Origin of the sequence: Pseudomonas lundensis (genome assembly GCF_002269125.1) — a bacterium.
GTDB classification, from domain to species: domain Bacteria; phylum Pseudomonadota; class Gammaproteobacteria; order Pseudomonadales; family Pseudomonadaceae; genus Aquipseudomonas; species Aquipseudomonas lundensis_A.
Window position 1 is genome coordinate 53,842 of record NZ_NQKI01000018.1, and the last position, 25,083, is coordinate 78,924.

Consider the following 25,083-nt stretch of genomic DNA (forward strand, 5'->3'; position numbering starts at 1 on the left):
TGGTAGAGCGCCCGATTGATGCCACATCCAATAACAATATGAGGTTGTACTTTTATGCCAGTCGGCAACCACCAGCCCCACAGCGACACCGCTCAGGGCGGTCCGCTCAAGCGTGAACTGGGCGAACGTCATATTCGCTTGATGGCGCTTGGCGCCTGTATCGGCGTAGGCCTTTTCCTGGGCTCGGCCAAGGCAATTGAAATGGCAGGGCCTGCCATCATGCTGTCCTACATCATCGGTGGCTTGGCCATTCTGGTGATCATGCGTGCGCTCGGCGAAATGGCCGTGCACAACCCGGTAGCCGGTTCGTTCAGCCGCTACGCACAAGATTATCTGGGCCCGCTGGCGGGCTTTTTGACCGGCTGGAACTACTGGTTCCTGTGGCTGGTGACCTGCGTCGCGGAAATCACTGCAGTGGCGGTGTACATGGGGATCTGGTTCCCGGATGTCCCGCGTTGGATCTGGGCGCTTGCCGCGCTGATCAGCATGGGCTCGATCAACCTGATCGCGGTCAAGGCGTTTGGTGAGTTCGAGTTCTGGTTTGCCCTGATCAAGATTGTGACCATCATTGCGATGGTGCTTGGCGGCATCGGGATCATCGCCTTCGGTTTTGGCAACGATGGCGTCGCGCTGGGTATTTCTAACCTGTGGACCCACGGCGGCTTCATGCCCAATGGTGTGCAGGGCGTGCTGATGTCCCTGCAGATGGTGATGTTTGCGTACCTGGGCGTTGAGATGATCGGCCTGACCGCCGGTGAAGCCAAGAACCCGCAAAAAACCATCCCGAGCGCGATTGGTTCGGTGTTCTGGCGTATTTTGCTGTTCTACGTCGGCGCGTTGTTCGTGATCCTGTCGATCTACCCGTGGAACGAAATCGGCACTCAGGGCAGCCCGTTTGTGATGACCTTTGAGCGTCTGGGCATCAAAACTGCCGCCGGGATCATCAACTTCGTGGTCATCACGGCGGCGTTGTCGTCTTGCAACGGTGGCATTTTCAGCACCGGTCGCATGCTCTACAGCCTGGCGCAAAATGGTCAGGCACCGGCCAACTTCGGTACAACCTCCAAAAACGGCGTGCCGCGTCAGGCGTTGCTGCTGTCGATTGCGATGTTGCTGCTGGGCGTGGTCCTTAACTACCTGGCCCCGGAAAAAGTCTTTGTGTGGGTAACCGCCATTGCCACCTTCGGTGCGATCTGGACCTGGTTGATGATCCTGTTGGCACAATTGCGCTTTCGCAAAAACCTGAGCCCGGAAGAAGCCGCTGGCCTGAAATACCGCATGTGGCTGTACCCGTACAGCTCCTATGCTGCGCTGGCGTTCTTGTTGTTGGTGGTCGGGCTGATGGCGTACTTCGAAGAAACCCGCGTGGCGCTGTTTGTTGGCCCTGCTTTCTTGATCCTGCTGACCGTGCTGTTTTACGTGTTCAAGTTGCAGCCGACTCAAGTGAGCGAGTCGAACCAGGGTGCGCAGCTTAAAAAAAGCTGATCGCTAACCCCGTAGTACAACGTGCCGCAGCGAGTGACCTCGCTGCGGCACTGTCATGTTGCAGGGGCATTCAACCGCTTGTTCCAGTCCAGCCACGCTGCCAGTAGCACCATCACCCCCACGCCCATCACGGCGCTGATCAGTTTGATCGCCAGCGTGTCACCGCCCAGTGCATTGAGCATGTCAGCCAGCGGCGCCAGCACTACCCCCAGACAAAACACTTCCAGCGAATAGCGCCCCATTCGACAGGTTTGGCGTGCCACCCAGAGGTTGAGCCAATGGCTGTGGGGGACCAGTTTTGCCGCCACATACGCCAGTGCCAGAAAGTGCACTAAACGCACCGGGGACAGGTTGGTCTTGCTGATCGGATAGAGGTACTCGCCCAGCCACAGCGGGATGATGGCATCGTGTAGCTGAGGCCATTTCCAGGACAACGCCAGCAGCCCGGTCAACAACAGGTACAGCGCAGCGCCCATGAACAGCGGTTGACGTGTCAGGGGACGACTATCAGGCACCTTGTCGCGTTGCGCCCACAGGGACGCCGCGCCCCCCAGTACAAACAGAAACTGCCAGGCCAGCGGGTTGAAAAACCACACGCCGCCTTCTTGTGCCGCCAAGTTCCAGTAAGGGGCCGTGAGGTACACCAGAAACGAAATACCCACCACCAGGGCGCACCTGCGCAGTAGCAGTGGCAACACCAGCGGTAAACCCAGTAACAGCAGAATGTAAAGGGGCAACGGGTCCATCAGGTTGGGTTTGAAGCGCAATAACAGTTCATCGGTGAGCGCCTGTTGCGGGTTGCTCAAGAAGTACTGCAAGCCCATTTCTTGCACCAGATCGCGGGTTTCGACGTGGCTGTTGGCGAAGAACACAATGCCCATCAGCACCGCCAGCAAAAAAATGTGAACCACGTACAGCACCCAGGCGCGGCGCAGGATTTTGATCCCGGCCCGAACAAAGCCATCACGTTGTGCAATCTTGCCGTAGGCCAGTACGGCGGCGTACCCCGCCAGAAAGACAAAAATTTCCGCGGCATCGCTGAAGCCGAAGTTGCGCACGGTTAATTCGGCCAGCGGATTGTGCGGAATGTGATCCCAGAAAATAAAAATCAGCGCCAGCCCGCGGAAGAAATCGATGCGGTGGTCGCGTCCGGTCGTCATCACGGCAGTTCTCAGACAAAGGTTATAAAAAGACCTGCCTATACGGCAGAGGTTGCGCGCCGCACAACGGCGGCGCGCAGGGTGAAGGGAAACCACGGTAAATGCAAAGCTTTGACAGGACGTATTGTGGCCAATCATTACGCGTATGGGCGGCACACAGGGCTTGGCATCCGGTCATTCTTCGAGGATCGTCTCCAGCGGTTTTTTATCCAGGATGCCTTGGGTGATGACTTCCAGGGTTTTGGCTTTGTTGTTGGCCAACGCGGTGAGTTCCCTGCTGTAAAGATCTTCAAACGCCGTGGTTTGCGTGAATACCTTGCTTTCATCGATTACCAGCGTTTGTGACAGCGCGTTGAGCTCGCTTTCCAGGCTCGACACCTCGGCTTGATCCCCGGCTTCCACGGCGGCGACCCACAGCGTATGAGTTTCACGCAGGGTTTCAAGGTCCAGATAGCGCTGATCGAACAATGCATTGGTGGTCTTGATGTTGCCCTTGTAGGCCGATTCGATATGGTTTCGCCACGGCTCCTGCGCCAGAAGCTGTTTGGCCATGAAGCCTGGGGTGGCTTCTTTATTGAGGATGATGTGATACGCCTCCTCGATTTGAACCGGCGTGATTTTTGCGCTGATCCTGAATTTCATGTGGGCAGGCTGCCATAGCAACTCAAGCCGTTTTGCCAAGTCCACTTGATAAATCAGTTTCACCTGCAGGGGATCGGGTTTGAGCCGGCTAACGTCCGACATGGGCATTACGCCTTCGCGCAACGCGGTGTCATAGGCCTCTTGTTGCAAGGCAATCTGGGTTTCAGCGATGTCATTGAGTTCAATCAGGCGAACTTCACTTTTCATCAATTTGAGTAATTTAAGTTCCCTTTCAGCCCCTTCAGCCAGCAATGCTTCGCGCAGCAGCACTCGGTAGCCAAAACGGCTGAAAATAGTTGCAACACGGTCGACACAGGTTTCGTTTTCGATCGCATGTGCAAACACCGTTGCGCGGTACTCACTGTCTTCTGCTGCGGTTTCGAGGACGCGCCACACGCGATCGGTCAACAGTGCCCGGTCATGTTCGAAGTCCGCACTGGCGACCAGGTCTCGAATGACTTTGAAGAAGTTTTCGGCGTGTGGCTCTGCACTCAAGGCTTCCCACAGGTCACGTTTCAAGCTGAGTTCGGCGGCGGGCAACTCCTGGCTCAACCATAGACCACCAGGGTGCGGTGCGTCAGGCACATGGGTACGTGACTCCAAAGCAAGCCCGAGCCTTATTCTGAGCTCATTGACGGCCTCCAGGGTTCGCAATTCCAGTGGATTGTCATGCAAAGAGGTGGAACTCAGCCTGCTTGCCGGCAGTTGGAAGTACGCATCAGGTACGGTAACGAGCCGGTTGGCGCGCAGGTCGAGATGGGTCAAGTGCGGTAGGTTGTCTACACCGGCAGGCCACTGGGTCAGTCGATTTTGACTCAAGTTCAGGCTGCGCAGCTCGGTCATCTGGCTGAAGTCAGGCGCGAGGTTGAGTTTGTTGTGGCTGAGGTCCAGCACCCTGAGGTTTTTGAGACTGGCCAGTTTGCTGGCGCTCGCTTGGGTGAGTGTCAGCTTGTTCATATGCAATTTGAGTTCAGTCAGTTCCTGCAAGTTAAACACTGTCGAGGGCAGTTCTCGCAGGTTGGCCGATTCCATGGAAAGTGTTCGCAATTTGGGAAACCGCTTCAAAAACGTCTCAAAGTGCGAGCCCAAAAACAGGTGGTTCGCTTCCAGCGAGGTGACATGGCTGAAATCGGCATCAAGGGTTGGCAGTCTGCCGAGCTGAACACTGCTGATATTGAGACGGGACCCCGGAATCGGGACATCTGGCTCGGGGATTCGCTGCCAGCATTTGATTAAACGTTGCGCAAAAATATTTTTGTCCCGCAGATGCACCGGACGGATGTGGTGTTCGCTGAACTGCACAAACTCCAAGGGTTCCCTTTGCCATTCTTCAAGGCTCATTTTCAGCCCCTTGAACTCCTTGTTCAGGGCTTCAAGTCGGCTCAACCCTTCGCGGCTGAACAGGCTATCAACACCGATAAAGCCTTGAACCTCTTCCGTGCTGTGCGCCGGGTACAACTTGGACTTCAGGTGCCTGATCCTTCGAGGATGGGTGGAGATACAGGCAAACGGGGCGCGCGCACAACGCAGGCCCTCTGTGTCACGGCGCGGATACCCGGCGCGCCCCTTTGCCAGGCGAAGCGGGGAGTGCGCGTGCGGCTGTTCCGGGGGCATCCCCAAGAGGCGTCTGAGTGTGGCGCGTGACAGGGGCGGGCGTTGTTTGAGGGCTTGTTTGAGCATTTGGCCCTGATTGGTCGCTGGAAAACCCAGTGCGGCTCTTTGCGCGTCCGGCAAGGCGTGCAGAACGGATGCGTAGACATCATCCAGCGGATGCAGCATTTGATCCTGGCCGTTGTAGGTCTCGTAACGGTTGCCTTGTTTGACCAGTACTTTGCGAACCGTGGCATCGGGGGCGCCAATTTCATCGATCAGGGGGCCGGACAGCACGCTGTCATGCACCTCCAGCCTGACGTCTTGCGGCCAGCCCGGCATGTCCGCCAGGCTGTGCAGGATCAGTTTCTGTGAGTCCAGCGAGAGGGCATCATCGAAGTAGTACCCTTCGTACGCGCGCATCAAGCGATTTTCCTGTTCAAAAATCGTCGATTCTTCTTTTAACCGTAAGGGGATACGCCCTTGCGTCAGTTGCTCGATTTCAGAGGTCGTGGCAGCACCGATCATTTCGCTGGCGGCCGATACCGGTAGACCGGGCGATGCATGAGTCAGGGTTTTTATCAGGGGATCATCGCTCGCCTGAGATTGGTCGTATTGCGCGCGCAGCAGATCTTCTTGCAGCACCTCGGCGTGATCGGCCACCTTGGCACTCAACAGCCTGACCTGCTCGTCGATGTCCGAGACAAACGTACCGGTAAGAGGATCGGTTCCAATCCACTGACGTATTTGCGCGGTGTCCAGGGACATCAGCACCGTCTTGAACAACTCCCCGCGGCGCACCTGGCTGTCGAGCACTTGAACAACCGATACATGGCCTGCCTTGACCGGCCCGTACTCGATAAGGGTTTTCCCCGCACTGTCGACGCAGCGCAGGATCTTGGTTGATGGCCACAGGTCAGCATGCGCCAGCACCTGGATTTGCATCAAAGGATCGGCTGTCACATCGCCGGCACGCATTTTTGTCACGAACGCTTTGAGCTTTGCGCGTGCGTTGTATCGTTGCACACAGTCACCTAGCAGAGCCGGGGGAGGTTGCTGATCGACGAACGCCTGCCGCAGGACTGACTCATCGGTGCCGGAAGCGTTTAAAAAATTCAGTGCCTGTCCATCACTCAAGTTTTGAAGTGAGGCGTCTAGGCGACGAACAAAAGTCGACGTCTCCCAAGCCTCGATTTCCTCAAATTCGTGGGTCCATGCCCCTTGACCGTTTGATGTGATCAGCGGGGGGTAGGCATTGGGGCGGGTGGGGTGTAGCACGCGGTAGGCATGATGGGCTTCGTGATGCACTCGGTAGTGCTTGCCTTCGAGTTGCAGGTACTGTTTGCCCTGATGCCTATAAAGCCCGCGTTCATCCGCTTTGTCAGCGGCCTCCGGGGGCACATCGTGTTCAAAGGGGGCGAGGTCCGGCTTCCACAACTGCCTCTTGCCCTCTGGCCGTTCAAGGATCTCCAGCTCTTCCACAAGCGGCGATTTCTCAATGGCCGGGGGGGCCGTGAATTCTTTGGCCAGCTTTCCGGCAGCGGCGATGAATGCCACATTGATCAGCACACTGCGGGTATAGGACCAGGCCAGCGCCTGATCGCCCTGTTCCCAAGCCTCAATGCCGTGATAGATGTCCGTCATGATTTGCGCGGCAAACACGACGGTCATGATTTCCCCAAGCCCGGGAATAAACAGGGCAGCCACGTTCAATACATTCAGGCTGACGTCGAAGTAATGCTCGATGCGCTTGAGGAGCGAGAGGCGGTTAATTTCCGCGGTGGGCACAGCCAGAAAACGTGCGTCATTGATGATCTGGAATTTCTTTTGTTCAAACAGGTAGCGAAACAGATTGTCCTGTATCGGGTTAGGCGTCATTTCCAGCGGGTCATTGTTCTTATCGACAAAGCGTGCGTTCAACCGTTTAGTCAGTTGCAATTTTTGGCGTTGAGGGACGAGGTGAATAAAGAATTGGCGATAGGTGGGATCTTGCATCTTGCGCATCCAGTCTGAAGATGCCAGACGGATGGAGTCGTACTCTTTAATACAACTGACCGGGTCCCCTGGAATATAAAGAATGCACCGCCGGTCACGTTCAAGCGCAGAGCCGTGGGACAAAATCATTGACGGAAAAAGAATATCGTCCATGTGCAAGGCGTTGCACGTCAGCGGAAATCCGTTAAATAAAAGGTTTTCTTCGCCCCGGCAATACGCTAACAACAGCGTGTGCGTGCTGGCGCTGATATCGCCTTTCATCAATGCAATTTGCGATTGCAGTATCAACGTGTGGCGTTCGTGACGTTCAAAGGTGTACAGCAGTTGATGCTTTGCCGCCGTATCGACGGGGCTGAAAATTCCGTTTAAATGCGTTTGGTATTGCCCTCCGATATCCAGGTCCCGACACAGGCGGGCAAAATCCACGGGTTCGATCTCAATCAACCTGGGCGCCGGTTGATCATAGCCCCCGGATTGATGACTCCACAGGTGAGAGCCTCTGGGCATGCCGGCGGGCTGGGCCTGACTGTCATCAAAATTATGCAAAGCCGCTTGCAGTAAGGTTTGCGTCGCGGTGCTTTCAACTTCCTGGGTGAAAAAGTTAAGGCTGGTTTGGGTGATGATGTTGTGTTCGACATCGCACGCAATACCGAACCGGGCGTGCAAGGCGGCGGTTAATAACGGTGCGGCGAATTCGTTAACCGAGCGGATGTCGTTCAAGTAATTATTGACCGCTGCCAGCGACAGATTATTAAGGGCGTGAATTTCTTTGAGGGCATCACGCTGAGCATCGGTGGCGTCGGTAAACCAGAGTGGAAGTTCCAGTTGATGATGAGGCAGGCGGGAAATAATTTGATGCGGCGCTTGGCGTATTGGCTCATGCACGGCCTCTTTAATGAGGTCGTGATGGATGCCGAGAATCGGTAAGTCGGGAGCAAGTTCGGAGGCGGGTGAAGGCAAGTAAGAGGGCATGCGTTAACGTCCAGTCGGGGGGGAGACGTCAAGTTTAGAAAGTTTGCGGGGGGCTAAAAAGGTTAAATAGTTGATGGGGCAAGTTACGCTTCGACGCTATTTTTGCGCTGAAGGTATAGTTATTTAATACCCGGTTTTATAAAAAAAGTTAAAGGGGTTAAATGCGCCGGGAGAATGTCTTTATTTCTCCCGGCGCAATGCGAGTCAGTTTAGGCCGCCGCGATCACGTTGGGTTCAAAACTGTCGGCTCGCGCCATTTGCCACATGCGCGAATAAAACTCGCCGTTGACTTCGCCGGTCAGCAGTTCACCGGGTTTGAGGAACACATGTAATTGGGAGAACAGTTTCACCTCGGTTGCCGATACCCGGCGAACCAAGTGCTTGGCCTGGAGCTGGGAGGGATGCTCTAGGCCGGCAGCTGCCAGCATCTCCGCCAGGCCTTTGAGTGTGTTGCGGTGGAAGTGGAACACCCGTTGCGCCTTATCGGGCACCACCAGTGCGCGCTGACGCAAAGGGTCTTGGGTAGCAACCCCGGTCGGGCATCTGTTGGTGTGGCACGACTGGGACTGAATGCAGCCGATGGCGAACATAAACCCTCGTGCGGAGTTGGCCCAGTCAGCGCCGATGGCCAGAACGCTGGCGATGTCGAAGGCGCTGACGATTTTGCCGCTGGCGCCCAGTTTGATCTTGTTGCGCAGGTTCAACCCCACCAGTGTGTTGTGCACGAACAGCAGCCCTTCACGCATCGGCGCGCCCATGTGGTCGGTGAACTCCACCGGGGCTGCGCCCGTCCCGCCTTCTTTACCGTCGATCACGATAAAGTCTGGCAGGATGCCGGTTTCGAGCATGGCCTTGGCGATGCCCATGAACTCCCATGGATGGCCCAGGCAGAATTTAAAGCCCACCGGTTTGCCACCGGACAACGCGCGCAGTTGTGCAATCCAGTGCATCAGCTCAAGGGGGGTTGAAAATGCACTGTGGCGCGACGGTGAAATGCAGTCTTCGCCCATCATGATGCCGCGTGTTTCCGCGATTTCCTGGGTGACTTTGTCTTTGGGCAGAATCCCGCCATGGCCGGGTTTGGCGCCCTGGCTCATCTTGATTTCAATCATGCGCACTTGCGGGTTTTGCGCCTGGACGGCGAAACGTTCCGGGTCGAAGCGGCCATCGGCGGTGCGGCAACCGAAATAGCCGCTGCCCAGTTCCCAGGTCAGGTCGCCGCCATTTTCCCGGTGGTAGGGGCTGATGCTGCCTTCGCCGGTGTCATGGGCGAAGTTGCCCAGTTTTGCGCCCTGGTTCAGCGCGCGGATCGCGTTAGCGCTAAGGGAGCCAAAACTCATGGCCGAAATGTTGAACACCGATGCTGAGTAAGGCTGGGTGCACTGCGGGCCGCCGACCATCACCCGAAAACTGGCCGGGTCGCTCAGCGGCGCGGGACGCATGGAATGACCGATGAATTCGAAGCCTGACTGGTACACGTCAATCAGTGTGCCGAACGGTTTGTCGGCGCTTTCATTCTTGGCGCGGGAGTAGACCAGCGAGCGTTGGGCGCGGGAGAAGGGCAGCGCGTCGCTGTCGGACTCCAGCAAATACTGGCGAATCTCCGGGCGGATGGTTTCCACCATGTAGCGGATATTGCCCAGAATCGGGTAATTACGACGCACGGCGTGGGGTGTTTGCAGCAGATCGAAAATACCGATCAGGCTCAACACCAGGGTGACCGCGGTGAACGGCCACAACCACTCGTGGTGCATAAACGGCAGGCTGGCGAGGGTGAAAATCACGCAAAAGGCAAAAAACGCATAACGGCTCAACAGTGACAGGCTCATACGGTTTCCTGTTTCAGGCTTATTTGTTCAGTCAGGCCATTGCGCCTGAAGGGCTCGCGCAGAACACGAGCGGGAGACTCACGGTGTGGTTAGGACCCTCTCTTTAGCCTGGAGGTTTCCCGGGGGAGACGCTTGCTTTGCATCAAGTAAACGCCGCACAGAAAGCAGACTAGCCATTGAACGAGATTTCGCAGCACGCAGCATCCCGACGAAAGTCGCGGGTTGAGTCCCGCCAACGCCAATGGTGGCCTTTTCAGCGAGTCACCATACAGACGGATGCTGACACCACGCTATCTGTGTCTTTTCGTCAGCCTGCTGGCATGTGATCCTTCGCGCCCTTTCCGGTTTGTTGGCAGATGCCCGTGAGTGTTTCAGATATTTCCTGCGTTGTTCCCCCCAACACCCTTCGCATTGCCGCGGCCGTACTGATTGGGCCTGACGGCCAGACACTGCTGGTGCGCAAACGCGGCACGCAAGCGTTCATGCAACCGGGTGGCAAGATTGATGCCCATGAGCAACCCATTGAGGCACTTGTCCGGGAACTTCAAGAAGAACTGGCGCTCGTGATCGACCCGACGCGTGCCACTTATCTAGGGCACTTTTGTGCACCGGCTGTGAACGAACCCGGCTTTGAGGTGCAGGCCGAACTGTTTTTGCTGCACATCGACGCACGGGTGTCGCCTGCCGCCGAGATCGAGGAAGTGCAGTGGATTGATCCGCAGGGGGACGGCGGTCTGACGCTGGCGCCCTTGACCCGTGACGTGATTTTGCCGTTTTACCGCCAGATTATTCCTGCTTGATCCCGACTCACTGCTGACAAGGACTGTCCCTGATGCCTGTCCATGATGTGCTGATGTTTGCCGCCGCGTGCCTGGTGATGGTGCTGACCCCCGGGCCGAACATGATTTACCTGATCTCACGTTCAATCTGTCAGGGCCGCAAAGCCGGCGTCACCTCGCTGCTTGGTGTGGTTGCAGGCTTTTTCGTGCACATGCTGGCGGCGGCTGTAGGGCTTACAGCTGTGTTTCTCGCCGTTCCACTGGCCTATGGAGCCTTGAAGTGGGCAGGCGCGCTGTATCTGTTATGGATGGCCTGGCAGGCGGTACGGTCCGGCGCGCGCTCGCCGTTCGAAGCCCGGGCGCTGGCGCCGGATACCCCGTCCAGGTTGGTGATGATGGGTTTTTTGACCAGCGTGCTGAACCCCAAGGTGGCGATGTTCTACCTGTCGATTTTTCCGCAGTTCATCAGCCCGGCGCACGGTTCGCTGTTTATCCAAAGTATCCTGTTGGGCCTGACGCAAATCAGTGTCAGTTTCACCGTGAATTTTTTGATTGCACTGTTCGCTTCCGCCATCGCCGTATGGTTCGTGCGTAACCCGCTGTGGTTGGCCGTGCAGCGTTATGTGATGGGCGGCGTGCTGGCTGCGCTGGCCGTGAGACTGATGCTGGAGCAACGTAAAACCGTATGACGTGGACCTGTAATGGCTATAGAACTGCTTGATCCTTCACACGCCAGGGCGTATCGCCAATTAATGCTTGAGGCGTACGCACAGCACCCGGAGGCCTTTGTCTCCCGCATTGCCCATCGTGAGAAATTGCCCCTGAGTTGGTGGGAATCACAACTGGACGACGAACTGAGCACGCTGTATGGCGCGTTTGTGGAAGGGCAGTTAGTTGGGATTGTCGGCCTGGCGTTTGAACCCTGGGAAGACATGCAACACAAGGCCACCTTATTTGGCTTGTACGTGTGTGAGCGCTGCCGCGGGCAGGGCCTGGGCGAGCAACTGGTGCACGCCGTGCTGTCATTGGCCGAAGAAGAGCCCGACATCAACGTGATTGAGCTGACCGTGAGTGCGAACAGCCTCCCGGCATTGGCGTTGTACACCCGCTGCGGGTTTCAACAATCGGGCCTGGAAGACTGCGCTATCAGGGTGGGCGAGAACTATTACGACCGTGTGCACATGCGCCGGCGCGTGAATCAAGCGGATGATCCGGCAGGCGCAGTTGGGTAGCTGCGCCTGGCGTTTACAGGTGCGCAGAGGGTTCAACGCACCGCGCTGACGCCATCAAGCGTCGAGAACGAGGTGTCCTTGGCGGTCAGCAGGAAGTCGCGCATATAGGGCGCATCCAGCATGTCTGCCCGGATGGCCGCGTACAGCGTGGCGAACAATCCTTTTTCACCCAAACGCTTGGCCTTCACATAGCCCCGCGAGCTGTATTCGTGCAACGCCCAGTGCGGCATGCCGCAGACCCCGCGCCCGCTGGCCACCAGTTGCATCATCATGACGGTCAGCTCCGAGGTGCGCACTTGCGCCGGCTCCACGTCTGCGGGCTCCAGAAAACGCGTGAAAATATCGAGACGATCCCGCTCGACCGGGTACGTAATCAACGTTTCGCTTTTCAGGTCGTCGGGCACGATGAACGCTTTGCTGGCCAATGGGTGCTGATTGGCCACCGCCAACATGGCTTCGTAGGTGAACAGCGGCACATACGTCAGGCCCGCAATCTCTTGCGGGTCGGAGGTCACCACCAGGTCCAGATCGCCACGGGCCAGTGCCGGGAGTGGCGCGAAGGCAAATCCCGACGCCAAATCGAGTTCCACCTCGGGCCATGCATCGCGGAACTGGTCAATGGTGGGCATCAGCCACTGAAAGCAACTGTGGCATTCGATGGCCATATGCAGACGCCCGGCCGTGCCACCCACCAGGCGTGCGATATCACGTTCGGCGCTGCGCATCAGCGGCAACATGGCGTCGGCCAGTTGCAACAGGCGCAAACCGGCACTGGTGAAGCGCACGGGTTTGGTCTTGCGCACGAACAACGGCATGCCCATGCGCTCTTCCAGCTCTTTGAATTGATGAGACAAGGCCGACTGGGTCAGGTGCAGGCGTTCTGCCGCTTCCACCAGGCTGTCGGATTCGCGCAAGGCGTGCAGGGTTTTGAGGTGACGAATTTCCAGCACGGGTTCTCCATGAGTAATTTTGATGATCAACACGAAAACGTTGAGTTTGTCTCATGTTGTGCCGTCTGTCGATAATTGGGCCATTACTGACATGGAGGAATGCCGTCATGGCCCTGGCCCACAATCTTGGTTTCCCACGCATCGGCGCGGATCGCGAACTTAAAAAAGCCCTTGAAGCCTATTGGAAAGGCGACATCGATCAAGCCGCGCTGCAAGCCGTGGGCCGTGAATTGCGCGCCAAACACTGGCAACTGCAAAAAGACGCTGGCATCGACTTGGTGCCCGTAGGTGACTTCGCGTGGTACGACCAGGTGCTGACCCATTCATTGACCTTCGGTGCTATCCCGGAGCGCTTTGCCAATACGCGGGACAACAACGGCCGTCCGACGCTGGACACCCTGTTCGGCATGGCCCGTGGCGCCAGCCACAGTTGCTGCGGTGCAGAACACAGCCAAGGCCAGTACGCTCAGGAGCTGACCAAGTGGTTCGACACTAACTATCACTACCTGGTCCCGGAGTTCAGTCTCGATCAGCGTTTTGAGTTGAGCTGGAGCGCGCTGTTTGAAGAGGTCGATGAAGCGTTGGCGCTAGGCCATAGGGTCAAACCGGTGATCATCGGCCCGCTGACTTACCTGTGGCTGGGCAAGGCCAAAGGTAACGCGTTCGACAAACTTGAGCTGCTGGAAAACCTGCTGCCGGTGTACGCCCAGATCCTGTCGCGACTGGCTGAGCAAGGTGTGGAGTGGGTGCAGATTGACGAACCGATCCTGTCGCTGGACTTGCCGCAAGCCTGGAAAAGCGCGTTCGAGCGCGCATATCACATTCTTCAGTATTCGCCGCTTAAAAAGCTGGTGGCGACCTACTTCAGCGGCCTGGAAGACAACCTCGGTCTGGCGGTCAGCCTGCCGGTGGAAGGGCTGCACGTTGACCTGGTCCGTGCCCCGGACCAGTTGCACGGGATTCTGGATCGCCTGCCCACCTACAAGGTGCTGTCGCTAGGACTGGTTAACGGCCGCAATGTCTGGCGCTGCGACCTGGAAAATGCCCTGACGCAATTGCAACTGGCCGAAGAACGTTTTGGGGACAACCTGTGGGTCGCCGGTTCGTGTTCGCTGTTGCACAGTCCGGTGGATCTGGACCGCGAGACCAAACTGGATGCGGAACTGAAAAGCTGGCTGGCCTTCGCCAAACAAAAATGCAGCGAAATCGCCGTGCTGCGTGACGCTTTGAACATCCCGCAAGCCCCACAGGTGCAACAGGCGCTGGCCGAAAGCCGCACTGTAGAGCAGCGCCGCGCCCACTCACCGCGCATTCACAAACCGGCGGTGCAAGCGCGCCTGGATGCCATTACGGCCGCTGACAGTCAGCGTCAATCGCCCTTTGCCGAGCGTATTGAAGTGCAACGTGCGCGCTTGAATCTGCCAGCGTTTCCGACCACCACCATCGGCTCCTTCCCGCAGACAGCTTCTATTCGTCTGGCGCGTCAGTCCTTTAAGCAGGGCAAATTGTCGGCCAGCGAATACACCGATGCCATGCACAGCGAAATCCGAAACGCTGTAGAGACTCAGGAGCGCCTGGGTCTGGACGTGCTGGTTCACGGCGAAGCCGAACGCAATGACATGGTTGAATACTTTGCCGAGCAACTGGACGGCTACGCGTTCACACAATATGGCTGGGTGCAGAGCTACGGCTCGCGTTGCGTGAAACCGGCAATCATTGTGGGTGACCTGAGCCGTCCGAAAGCCATGACCGTGGACTGGATCACCTACGCTCAAGGCCTGACTGACAAAGTGATGAAGGGCATGCTGACCGGCCCGGTGACCATGTTGATGTGGTCCTTCCCGCGCGAAGACGTTTCGCGCAAAGTCCAGGCGCAACAGCTGGCGCTGGCCCTGCGTGACGAAGTGGTGGACCTGGAAAACGCGGGTATCAAAATTGTGCAAATCGACGAAGCGGCGTTTCGAGAAGGCTTGCCGTTACGCCGTGCGCAGTGGCAAGAGTACCTGGACTGGGCGGTGGAAGCGTTCCGTTTGTGTGCCTCGGGCGTGGGTGACGCCACCCAGATCCACACCCATATGTGCTACAGCGAATTCAACGACGTCATCAAGTCGATTGCGGCGATGGATGCGGACGTCATCACCATTGAAACCTCGCGCTCGGACATGGAGCTGCTGGAGGCGTTCGAAGCGTTCGATTACCCGAACGACATTGGCCCGGGTGTTTATGACATTCACTCACCACGGGTGCCGGACACGGCGCAGATGGTGACGTTGCTGAGCAAGGCCGCACAGCGCATTCCGGCTGAACGGTTGTGGGTCAACCCCGATTGCGGCCTTAAAACCCGCGCGTGGGCCGAGACCGAAGCCGCGTTAATCAACATGGTCGCGGCGGCCCGCAAGCTGCGGGCCGAAGCGGCCTGATCTGTCGCCAGGCGCACTCGGTCCGCTGGGTGCGCTCGGTGGCCCCCAGACGCTGAGCGATGGCTCTTTGCGCCGTCAGGCTTGAATCGAGATCGAGTGTATTCAACCTCAGATGCACCCCGTTAAACACCCGCCGGGTTTACTTCGGCGGGCTTTAACGGGGAACGTCGAGTGGCGGGCAGAAGCCTCAATGAGGGGAACGGCGCTGCCGGTTTTGGGTTAGTGGAGCCTGACCCAGACGCTGACCAACACGGTTGCAGCCATCAGCCAGGCCACGGCAGCCAGCGCCAGCGAAGCTTCAAGGCGCATGCGATCGACCAGCAGGTACAAGGCCGCTAAATACACAAAGTAGGGGATGATCGACCACATGCCGAACACGATGGTGGTTTTCAGGTCTTCGATGGATCGGCCCTTACCCACGATGTAATGCGCGATCAGGGCAAAGGTCGGAAACAGCGGCACCAGGCCGGCAATGTAGTAGTTTCTGGTTTTTGCCAGCATGGCCAGAATGATCACCACGCCAGCCCCGAGTGCCGCTTTTAAAATCAGGTCCATCAGTGCGTCAAACCGTATTTTTTAACTTTATCGAACAGTGTGGTCTTAGCCATGCCCAGCTCCTGGCTGGCTTGGGTCAAGTTGCCACCACTGCGTTGCAGGGCGTCGTTGAGCAGATTGCGTTCGAAGGCTTCCACCGCTTCAGAAAACCCCAACCCTTGCGCGACCGTGCCGCCGGTCTTTTTAAATGCGGGCAGCCCGAGTGCAAAGCGTTCGGCCACGTTGCGAAGTTCCCGCACGTTGCCGGGCCAGTCATGGCTCATCAGGCTGGAGAGGGTCTGGTTGTCGAGCTCCGGTGCGGTGCGGTCGAAGCGCAGCGAAGACTGCTGCAGGAAGTACTCGAACAATTGCAGGATGTCTTCACGGCGCTCGCGCAAGGGCGGCAGTTCGAGGGTGACAACGTTCAACCGGTAATACAGGTCGCTGCGAAACTGGTTAGCTTTGCCCAGTTGGTCGAGGTCGGATTTGGTGGCCGCGATCACCCGGCAATCGACATCAATGCTTTGGTTGGAACCAAGCCGCTCCAAGGTGCGCTCTTGCAGCACGCGCAACAGTTTGATCTGCAAATTGAGGGGCATGCTTTCGACTTCATCGAGGAACAGCGTGCCGCCGTCGGCATGTTCGATTTTGCCGATTCGCCGCTTGCCCGCCCCGGTGAAAGCGTTGGCTTCGTGGCCGAAGATTTCACTTTCAAACAGGTTCTCGGGCAGGCCCCCGCAGTTCAGGGCGACGAACTGCTGGGGGTGGCGCCGACTGAAGTCGTGCAGGCAGCGGGCAACCAGCTCTTTGCCAGTGCCTGTTTCGCCTTCAATCAGCACGTTGGCAGATGTATCGGCGACGTTGGCAATCAGTTCGCGCAAGTTCTGCATAGCCGGCGAGCGGCCAATGATGCGGCCTTCGAGGGAGTCGCGCTCAGCCAGTTGCCGACGCAGGGACCAGACCTCACGGGCCAGGCTGCGCTGCTCCAGCGCACGGCGCACGACGTCCACCAGACGCTCGGGGGAAAACGGTTTTTCCATGAAGTCATAGGCACCGTCGCGCATCGCACCCACGGCCATGGAGATGTCGCCATGCCCGGTGATAAGCACCACAGGCAAGCTGTGGTCGCGGGCCTTGAGGCGCTTGAGCAGTTCAAGGCCATCAATTCCGGGCAAGCGGATATCGCTGATGACAATGCCGGGGAAGTTGTCACCCACCAGCGCCAACGCTTGCTCGGCGCTGCTTACGCCTTCACTGCGAATGTCTTCAAGGGCCAGTGCCTGCTGGCAACCCAGCAAAACATGGGGGTCGTCTTCGACAATCAGGACGCTTAATTCAGGGTTCATAGCGGCTCGGCCTTAACGGGTTGCAGCAACGGTAATAAAAGGACAAACGCAACACCACCGCTGGCCGGAAATTCAACATTCAAGCTGCCACCGGCGGCGGCCGCGAGGCTGGCCGACAGGGTCAGGCCAAGGCCCAGACCTTGCTCACCGGGTTTGGTGGTGAAAAACGGTTCAAACAGATGCTTGCGGGTTTCAGGGTCAATACCGGGGCCGTTGTCGCGCACTTGCAGGCGGTATTTGCCCTCGCTGGTATGGCCTTCGAGCCACACGTGTTGCGGCGCGCTCTGACCGTGCATGGCATCAAGCGCATTGCCGATCAGGTTGATCAGGATTTGTTCGAGCCGCGTCTGGTCGATTCTCAGATCGGCGTCGCTGAACTCACGGTGCACTTGCGCACCCGACGCCTCGAGCCGGCTATCGAGCAGCTGGAGGGCGGCATCGACGGCGTGAGTCAGGTTGGCGTGACCATGATCGTCGCCGCGCCGTGCAAACGAACGCAGGTTGGCCGTGATCCGGCCCATGCGGTCCACCAGGTTGTTAATGGTGCCGAGGTTTTCAGCCGCAACCTTGAAGTCACCGCGTTCCAGAAACCGGACCGTGTTGCCCGACAGCGTGCGCAAGGCGGCCAAGGGTTGGTTGAGCTCGTGGGCGATGCTGGTGGACATTTGCCCGATGGCGGCGAGTTTGCCAGCTTGCACCAGCTCATCCTGAGCGCGGCGCAGGGTGTCTTCGGCCTGACGACGTTCGCGAATCTGCCCTTTAAGACGTTCGTTGCTGGCGCGCAGGTGCGTCGTGCGTTCAGTGATTTTGCGTTCCAGCTGATTGTTGGCTTCTTGCAGGGCTTCCCGGGCGGCCAGTCGGGTGGCGATCACCTTGCGCCGCTCGTTCCACGCGATCAGCAGGAAGGCCAGCAGAGCAAAGCCCACAGCCACCAACATGCCCTGATTCGCGGCTTCGCGCCGCAAGTCTTGCAAGGGTGTCAGCAGGGTGATGTCCCACGGCGTGTCGTTGAGGTTGCGCGTTTGCGCCAGGTAACTGACTTGCTGATGATCGGTGATGACTTCGCTGTTGGTGGCGAAGGTGACTTTCTCCACACCTTCGGCCAACTGTTCGCGTTGTAACGGTTGCAACTCATTAAGCGGCCACCAGTAGTACTGAAGGCTGCGCGCCAGTTTTTCTTTGGTGTCGGCCGAAAGAGGCCTGACTGACTTCAGGCGCCGGGTAGGGTCGCTGGACAAGATAATGATGCCGTTCTCATCGCTGACGTAGGCTTCAAGGCGCGCCCGCTGCCAGCGCTCTTCAAGGGCTTCAAGGCGCACTTTAATAACCGCGACACCGATGATTTTGCCTTGTTCTTCCAACCCGTGGGCCAAGTAGTAGCCGGGCTCGCCGCTGGTGCTGCCGATTCCGTAGAAGCGCCCCGGCTGGCCGCGTACAGCGTCTTGAAAGTAAGCCCGAAAGGACAGGTCTTCGCCCAGGTAGCTGTCGGCATCTCGCCAGTTGCTGGTAGCCAGCACCCGCCCGGTGGTGTCGAGGACATAGATGGCGCGGCTGCGGCTGCGGCGGTTAAGGCCTTCGAGGTATTGATTGACGGTGGTGCGGTTCTGCAAATTCGGGTCGGCCAACAGCTTCGATACGCTGGACTCAAGTTCCAACAAGCTGGGGAGGTAGGTGTATTTGCCGAGTTCACTTTCTACAGTGCGGGCGTGCAGCTCAAGCTGACGCTCACCGTTTTCGCTGAGGGCACGAATGCCGAAATGCTCACTGACGCGATAGCCCGTGTACCCCAGGCCGATAGTCAGCAGGATAATCAGCGGCGGCAACAGCCAATGGCGGAGCAGACGAGGTTTCACGGCAAGTGAGGGCGGGGCACCGCGATAAAGTGTGGGGTCGCATTTCATCACAGATGCCTTGGGTCAACCACTGCGCAATAAAAAGGTGGCCAATGCTGTAACCGGGCGCAGCGCGCGCCAGCGGTTACAGGCGTGTGGCATACACCCGGCGGGTGTGGTTTTAGTGCTGCAGAATTTTACTGAGGAAGTCTTGCGCGCGTTGCGAGCGGGCGCTCACATCGCCAAAGAATTCTTCTTTTTCGCAGTCTTCAACGATTTTCCCCTGATCCATGAAGATGACCCGGTTGGCCACTTTGCGCGCAAAACCCATTTCATGAGTCACACACATCATGGTCATGCCTTCGTGGGCCAGTTGCACCATCACGTCGAGTACTTCGTTGACCATTTCCGGGTCGAGTGCAGAAGTGGGTTCGTCAAACAGCATGACAATCGGGTCCATCGCCAGCGCACGGGCAATCGCGACACGTTGCTGCTGACCGCCCGACAGTTGACCGGGGTGCTTGTGAGCATGAGCCGACAGGCCCACACGCTCCAGCAACTCAAGGCCTTTTTTGGTGGCTTCGGCTTTGCTGCGCCCCAGTACCTTGACCTGAGCAATGGTCAGGTTTTCGGTGATGGTCATGTGCGGGAACAGTTCAAAGTGCTGGAATACCATGCCCACGCGCGAACGCAATTTCGGCAGGTTGGTTTTAGGGTCGGCAATCGAGATGCCGTCAACCACGATGTCGCCTTTCTGGAACGGTTCAAGGGCGTTGACGCACTTGATCAGGGTCGACTTGCCGGAGCCCGATGGCCCGCAGACCACCACCACTTCACCCTTTTTGACTTCAGTACTGCAATCGGTCAGTACCTGAAAGTCCCCGTACCACTTGTTGATGTTCTTGATCGAAATCATACGGCAAACCTTTTTTGCAGACGCTTGACCAGCAGCGAGGCGGAAAAGCTGATGATGAAATACACCAGACCGGCGAAGATCAGGAACTCATTGGAGCGGCCGATAATATCGCCGCTTGAGCGCGAGGCATTGAGGAAGTCCACAAGGCCTACGGTGTAAACCAGCGAGGTGTCCTGGAACAGGATGATGCTTTGTTGCAGCAGCAACGGGGTCATTTTGCGGAACGCCTGAGGCAGGATGATCAGGCGCATGGCCTGGCCGTAACTCATCCCCAGTGCTTTGGCGGCGCCCATCTGACCTTTCGGGATGGCTTGTACGCCTGCTCGCACGATTTCGCAGAAGTACGCTGCTTCGAACATGACGAACGCAACCAGGCACGACTCGAACGCGCCGATAGGGGTGTCTTCACCGGTGATCCAGCGCAGTACGAACGGTACGGCCAGGTAGAACCAGGTGATCACCAGCAGCAAGGGTATCGAGCGGAAGTAGTTAACGTAGGCGCCTGCCAGATTGGACAGCCACTTGCTTGAAGACAAGCGCATGAGGGCCAGCACGGTCCCCAGTGCTACACCACCGATCACGCCCATCACCATGAGCTTGAGGGTCATGATCATGCCGTTCCAAAGGCCCGGCAGGGCAGGGACGATCCCGCTGAAATCAAAGAAGTCCATTATTTGCCCCCCAAAGACATGAGGCCGGGTACGGCGACCTTCTTCTCGATCAGGCGCATGAGCAGCATCAGGCTCATGTTCAAGGTGAAGTAAATCAGCGTTGCCAATGTGAAGGCTTCAAACAGGTTGGCGGAAAACTCGGCCGTCTGTTTGGTTTGAGCCAGCAGTTCCATCAAACCGATCAACGAGGCCACTGACGAGTTCTTGAACACGTTGAGGAATTCGGACGTGAGTGGCGGAATGATGATCCGGTAGGCTTGAGGCAGCAGCACGTGCCAGTAAATCTGCGTCATGCTGAAGCCCATGGCGCGAGCGGCTGACTCCTGACCGCGAGGCAACGCTTCGATACCGGTGCGCACTTGTTCGCACACGCGGGCGGCGGTGAACAGGCCCAGGCACACAACGACGCTCAGATAGGCCGAGGTGGTCGGGTTGAGGTCTTGCTTGTACCACTCTTGCAGGTCTGGTGGCAGCAGATCGGGCACCAGGAAGTACCAGATGAACAACTGCACCAGCAGCGGTACGTTACGGAAGATTTCCACGTAAATGGTGGCTATGCCCGCGATGAAGCGGTTCGGCAGTGTGCGCATCACGCCCAGCAGCGAACCCAGCATCAAGGCAACGATCCAGGCGACGACAGCGATCGCGATGGTCCAGCCCAAGCCCGAAATAAACCAGTCGAGATAGGTCTCGCTGCCTACGCCGGTGGACTTGAAGAACACGGTCCAGTCCCAGTTGTAATTCATGCAGGGTCTCCCCTCAGAGGGTTCTAGTCACAAGCACTTGCTTCAGGGAATCCGTTCTCACCTGACACGATCGTCAGGCACACGCTCCCCGCTCGACATCCGGCGGGTCGAGTGCTCTCTAATGCAGTTAGTAGCGAGTACAGCGGGTGATCAAGGCGACCGGGCGCGATTATTCGCGCCCGGTCGCCACCAGCATCAGGCTTTTGGCTTGTCGTCTGCTGGCTTATCGGTAGGGTTTGCGATCAGCGCTTTCAGCTCGTCGCTCATCGGGAACTGCAGATTCAGCCCCTTGGGCGGGATTGGCTGCTGGAACCACCTGTCGTAAATCTTGTTGATTTCGCCAGACTTGTAAGTCGCAACGATGGCGTCATCCACGGCTTTTTTGAAGTCCGGGTCGCCTTTACGCATCATGCAACCGTAGATTTCGTACGATTGAGGTGTTCCGGTTACAGCCCAGTCACCTGGCTTCTTGGCCTTGGCCATTTCACCGGCGAGCAGGGCGTCGTCCATCATGAACGCGACGGCGCGGCCAGATTCCAGCATGTTGAACGCTTCACCGTGGTCTTTTGCCGAGATCACGTTCATGCCCATCTGCTTGTCAGCGTTCATGGCCTTGAGAATGCGCTCGGACGTGGTGCCAGCGGTGGTCACGACGTTTTTGCCTTTCAGGTCAGCAAAATCTTTATATTGCGAGTCTTTTTTGGACAGCAGACGGGTGCCGATTTCGAAGATGCCGACCGAGAAGTCGACTTGCTGACCGCGTTCGGCGTTGTTGGTGGTAGAGCCGCATTCAACGTCGACGGTGCCGTTCTGTACCAGCGGGATGCGGGTCTGGGAGGTGACCAGGTTGTACTTGACCTTAAGCTCCGGCATGTCGAGCTGCTTTTTCAGGCCTTCAACAATGGCCAGCTGCACATCGTGGGAGTAACCCACCGGTTTGCCGGAAGCGTCTGCGATGTAGGAGAACGGGATGGAGGAGTCACGATGGCCGAGGGTGATGGTGCCGGATTCTTTGATTTTCTTCAGCGTGCCGGTCAATTCGGCTGCAAAAACTGGAGTGCTAATCAGGGCTGCAGTAATGGCTGCGGCCAAAAGTTGCGGGACGATGCGCATCGGTGGTTCCTCGACATTGTTTTTTTTATTGAGCCAGTTCACTGGACCCTTTATGTACTTCGAACAACTCAACAGGCTAAGGCTGTTTAAGCAGTCGGCCCTGAGTGTAGAGCATGAGTCGTGCCAGATCGCGCTATTAAACCTAACTATATGATTTATATAGGGTTATAGATTTTTTGCGAATTGGGGAAAAGAGGCAAATGCCCGGAAAGCCGAACCATGACGAATCATTGCGTTCGGAAAACCGAATGCCTGCGAATGTTCAGACAAAAAAACGCCCACATCAAGGTGGGCGTCAAAGGGAGAGTTAAGCGGCTTCTACTTTGCGGTGTTTCAAGTTCAGGCTGGCCATATAGTGCGCCAAGTGCTGCTGTTCTTCGGCGGTGGTGAACAAACCCAGCTTGGTGCGGCGCCACAGGATGTCCTGCGCGTCCAGTGCCCATTCCTGATTGCACAGGTAATCGACTTCGCGGCTGTATAGGCCGCTACCAATGTGCTCACCCATGTCTTCCAGGCATTGCGCGCCTTCCAACAGCTTCCACGAGCGGTTGCCGTAGGTAATGGCCCAACGCTTGGCGATCGCTGCATCCAGCCAGCTGTGTTTGCTGATTAACGCTGCGCTCAGTGCCGCCGGGGTGGTCATGTCTTCACCACCTGGCAAGGTAGCAGCTGCCGTCCAGCTGGGTTTGATCTGGGTGAAGAATGGGGTCAGTTGCGCCATCGCCGACTCAGCCAATTTGCGGTAAGTGGTCAGCTTGCCGCCAAACACCGACAACAAAGGTGCTTCGCCCGGCACGCCCGACAAAGCCAACGTATAGTCACGGGTCACGGCAGACGGGTTGTCGGACTCGTCGTTGCACAGCGGACGTACCCCGGAATAAGTACGCAGGATATCGTCGCGGCTCAACTGCTTTTTGAAGTGAGCGTTGACCACATTCAGCAGGTAATCGGTTTCTTGCTCAGTGATGCTGACCTTGGCCGGGTCGCCTGTGTATTCACGGTCTGTGGTGCCGATGATGGTGAACTGGTCCATGTACGGGATCGTAAATACGATGCGTTGGTCTTCGTTCTGCAGGATGAACGCGTTTGGCGCGTCATACAGCTTCGGCACGATCAAGTGACTGCCCTGGATCAGGCGGATGCCGTACGGCGAATCCAGCTTCAGGTCGTCCTTGATGAACTTCGCGACCCATGGGCCTGCAGCATTGACCAATGCTTTGCTGCGGATTGAGAACAGGCTGCCGTCTGCACGTTCCAGGTTCAGTTCCCACAGGCCTTTGCTACGACGGGCACCCACGCAACGGGTCTGTGTATGGACATGGGCGCCTTTTTCACGCGCAGCCATGGCATTGAGTACGACAAGGCGAGCGTCATCAACCCAGCAATCCGAATATTCGAAGCCCTTGGTGATTTCAGCTTTTAGCGGGCTGTCGGCCCCGAATTTGAGGCTGGTGGAGCCTGCCAGTTTTTCGCGTTTACCCAAATGGTCATACAGGAACAGACCGGCGCGGATCATCCAGCCCGGACGCAGGTGCGGGCGGTGTGGCAATACAAAGCGCATCGGTTTGACGATGTGCGGCGCTTTGGCCAAAAGCACTTCACGTTCGGCCAGGGCTTCACGCACCAGACGAAACTCGTAGTGTTCCAGATAGCGCAGGCCGCCGTGGATCAGCTTGCTGCTGGCTGAAGACGTGTGGCTGGCGAGGTCATCTTTTTCGCACAGGAACACTGACAGGCCGCGGCCAGCGGCGTCTGCGGCGATGCCGACACCGTTAATTCCGCCGCCAATCACGGCAACGTCGTAAACCTCGGCAAGAGGCGTGGCAGGCAAGGTGGTGTGCGACATGAATGAGCCTCGCGTTGAATACGCATATTTGAATTCGAACATTAATGTTCATTTTCGAAAATGGTAGCGGATAAACACGCGCACAGCCAGTCTACTTCGATTGAAAAAACTCATCGAAGGCGGCTTAAAGGAAAAATTTCGAACATTTACGCTTGAGATGCAGGCCACGACTGACTTTCGCGGCGCGCACAGGGCTCGGCTATTGCGAGCCCCTGATCCTGCACAGAAGGGTTACACCACTTCGAGGCGGATTTTGTTCTGTGCCAGTAACTGTGCCAGCTCCGGGACCGGCGGTTGGTCGGTGACCAGGCAATCAATCAGGGTGATGGGGCCCAAACGAACCATGGCGTTGCGACCAAATTTGCTGGAGTCCGCAGCCAGAATAGTCTGTCGGGCATTGGCAATAATGGCTTGGGATACGCGTACTTCTTGATAGTCGAAATCCAACAAGCTGCCGTCAGAATCAATACCGCTGATTCCCACCAAGGCGTAGTCAAACTTGAACTGATTAATGAAGTCGACGCTGGCCTGACCGACGATACCGCCGTCACGACGAACGTTGCCACCTGCAATCAGGACTTCAAAGTCGTCCTTTGCGCTCAGGATCGAGGCAACGTGCAAATTGTTGGTGATGATTTTCAGGTGGTTGTGGTTGAGCAGCGCGCGTGCGATGGACTCGGTAGTTGTCCCGATATTGATAAAAATAGAGGCGTGATCAGGGATTTGAGCGGCAATGGCTTCACCGATCCGGCGTTTTTCATCGCGCATCTGGTCGGCGCGCATCGCGTACGCCGTGTTTTCAACGCTGGAATCATACGCAGCGCCACCGTGATAGCGGCGTAACAAATCGGCTTCAGCCAACTGGTTGATATCGCGACGAATGGTCTGTGGCGTGACAACGAATAACTGCGCCATTTCCTCGATGCTGACATAGCCGCGCTCGCGAACGAGTTCGAGGATCTGCTGCTGGCGTGGAGGCAGATTCATGGAGTTTCCTTTGGGCGGCGAAGCAAATTCGACCATGA

Annotated in this window: 18 protein-coding genes; 5 read left to right on the forward strand and 13 right to left on the reverse strand. The window is 57.3% G+C overall.

Going from position 1 to position 25,083, the window contains the following annotated elements; all coding sequences use genetic code 11:
- Positions 1-54 precede the first annotated feature (54 nt).
- The gene (locus CJF39_RS12880; protein ID WP_094993765.1) at positions 55-1,485 is read left to right on the forward strand and encodes an amino acid permease; all 1,431 of its coding nucleotides are present in this window, start codon (positions 55-57) and stop codon (positions 1,483-1,485) included.
- A 53-nt stretch (positions 1,486-1,538) separates the two neighbouring features.
- Here the strand turns inward: CJF39_RS12880 and CJF39_RS12885 are convergent, their stop codons facing one another.
- The 3 genes from CJF39_RS12885 to CJF39_RS12895 form a co-directional block, all read right to left on the reverse strand.
- A complete protein-coding gene (locus CJF39_RS12885; RefSeq protein WP_169963190.1) occupies positions 1,539-2,645 on the reverse strand; it encodes an OpgC domain-containing protein in 1,107 nt (368 codons plus the stop codon).
- A 174-nt stretch (positions 2,646-2,819) separates the two neighbouring features.
- The gene (locus CJF39_RS12890; RefSeq protein ID WP_094993767.1) at positions 2,820-7,844 is read right to left on the reverse strand and encodes a dermonecrotic toxin domain-containing protein; all 5,025 of its coding nucleotides are present in this window, start codon (positions 7,842-7,844) and stop codon (positions 2,820-2,822) included.
- 209 nt (positions 7,845-8,053) lie between these two features.
- Entirely contained in the window at positions 8,054-9,673 is a 1,620-nt protein-coding gene (locus CJF39_RS12895; protein ID WP_094993768.1) for an FMN-binding glutamate synthase family protein, read from the reverse strand.
- Positions 9,674-10,029: 356 nt separating this feature from the next.
- On the opposite strand from CJF39_RS12895, the gene CJF39_RS12900 reads away from it, so the two are divergent.
- From CJF39_RS12900 to CJF39_RS12910, 3 genes are read left to right on the forward strand one after another with little or no spacing between them, the layout of a single operon-like run.
- Positions 10,030-10,473 (forward strand): NUDIX hydrolase, encoded by a 444-nt coding sequence (locus tag CJF39_RS12900; RefSeq protein WP_094993769.1) that lies wholly within the window; start codon positions 10,030-10,032, stop codon positions 10,471-10,473.
- A 32-nt stretch (positions 10,474-10,505) separates the two neighbouring features.
- The gene (locus tag CJF39_RS12905) at positions 10,506-11,141 is read left to right on the forward strand and encodes a LysE family translocator (protein ID WP_432760246.1); all 636 of its coding nucleotides are present in this window, start codon (positions 10,506-10,508) and stop codon (positions 11,139-11,141) included.
- A gap of 12 nt (positions 11,142-11,153) precedes the next feature.
- The gene (locus CJF39_RS12910) at positions 11,154-11,684 is read left to right on the forward strand and encodes a GNAT family N-acetyltransferase (RefSeq protein ID WP_094993771.1); all 531 of its coding nucleotides are present in this window, start codon (positions 11,154-11,156) and stop codon (positions 11,682-11,684) included.
- 32 nt (positions 11,685-11,716) lie between these two features.
- Here CJF39_RS12910 and metR read toward each other — a convergent pair whose 3' ends face one another.
- Complete coding sequence (gene metR / locus CJF39_RS12915) at positions 11,717-12,634, reverse strand: transcriptional regulator MetR (RefSeq protein WP_094993772.1); 918 nt, start codon at positions 12,632-12,634, stop codon at positions 11,717-11,719.
- A 107-nt stretch (positions 12,635-12,741) separates the two neighbouring features.
- Between metR and metE the strand changes: the two genes are divergently transcribed.
- Entirely contained in the window at positions 12,742-15,054 is a 2,313-nt protein-coding gene (gene metE, locus CJF39_RS12920) for a 5-methyltetrahydropteroyltriglutamate--homocysteine S-methyltransferase (RefSeq protein ID WP_094993773.1), read from the forward strand.
- 219 nt (positions 15,055-15,273) lie between these two features.
- Here the strand turns inward: metE and CJF39_RS12925 are convergent, their stop codons facing one another.
- The 9 genes from CJF39_RS12925 to CJF39_RS12965 all read right to left on the reverse strand — a co-directional run bounded on the left by CJF39_RS12925 (position 15,274) and on the right by CJF39_RS12965 (position 25,045).
- Positions 15,274-15,600 (reverse strand): GlpM family protein, encoded by a 327-nt coding sequence (locus CJF39_RS12925; protein ID WP_170942683.1) that lies wholly within the window; start codon positions 15,598-15,600, stop codon positions 15,274-15,276.
- Positions 15,601-15,608: 8 nt separating this feature from the next.
- Entirely contained in the window at positions 15,609-16,934 is a 1,326-nt protein-coding gene (locus tag CJF39_RS12930) for a sigma-54-dependent transcriptional regulator (RefSeq protein WP_094993775.1), read from the reverse strand.
- Positions 16,931-18,835, reverse strand: coding sequence for a sensor histidine kinase (locus CJF39_RS12935; protein WP_094993776.1), 1,905 nt, complete (start codon positions 18,833-18,835; stop codon positions 16,931-16,933). The genes CJF39_RS12930 and CJF39_RS12935 overlap by 4 nt, the downstream gene beginning before the upstream one ends.
- A 112-nt stretch (positions 18,836-18,947) precedes the next feature.
- Positions 18,948-19,682, reverse strand: a complete 735-nt coding sequence (locus tag CJF39_RS12940; protein ID WP_094993777.1) for an amino acid ABC transporter ATP-binding protein — start codon at positions 19,680-19,682, stop codon at positions 18,948-18,950.
- Positions 19,679-20,353, reverse strand: a complete 675-nt coding sequence (locus CJF39_RS12945) for an amino acid ABC transporter permease (protein ID WP_047273982.1) — start codon at positions 20,351-20,353, stop codon at positions 19,679-19,681. Before CJF39_RS12945 ends, CJF39_RS12940 begins: the two co-directional genes overlap by 4 nt.
- Positions 20,353-21,099, reverse strand: coding sequence for an amino acid ABC transporter permease (locus tag CJF39_RS12950; RefSeq protein ID WP_094993778.1), 747 nt, complete (start codon positions 21,097-21,099; stop codon positions 20,353-20,355). The genes CJF39_RS12945 and CJF39_RS12950 overlap by 1 nt, the downstream gene beginning before the upstream one ends.
- Before the next feature lie 195 nt (positions 21,100-21,294).
- The gene (locus CJF39_RS12955; protein WP_094993779.1) at positions 21,295-22,212 is read right to left on the reverse strand and encodes a glutamate/aspartate ABC transporter substrate-binding protein; all 918 of its coding nucleotides are present in this window, start codon (positions 22,210-22,212) and stop codon (positions 21,295-21,297) included.
- A 307-nt stretch (positions 22,213-22,519) separates the two neighbouring features.
- Complete coding sequence (glpD, locus tag CJF39_RS12960) at positions 22,520-24,058, reverse strand: glycerol-3-phosphate dehydrogenase (RefSeq protein WP_094993795.1); 1,539 nt, start codon at positions 24,056-24,058, stop codon at positions 22,520-22,522.
- Between the two features lie 231 nt (positions 24,059-24,289).
- Positions 24,290-25,045 carry a DeoR family transcriptional regulator gene (locus CJF39_RS12965; RefSeq protein ID WP_047273988.1) on the reverse strand — a complete coding sequence of 252 codons (756 nt, stop codon included), beginning with the start codon at positions 25,043-25,045 and terminating at the stop codon, positions 24,290-24,292.
- Positions 25,046-25,083: the final 38 nt, after the last annotated feature.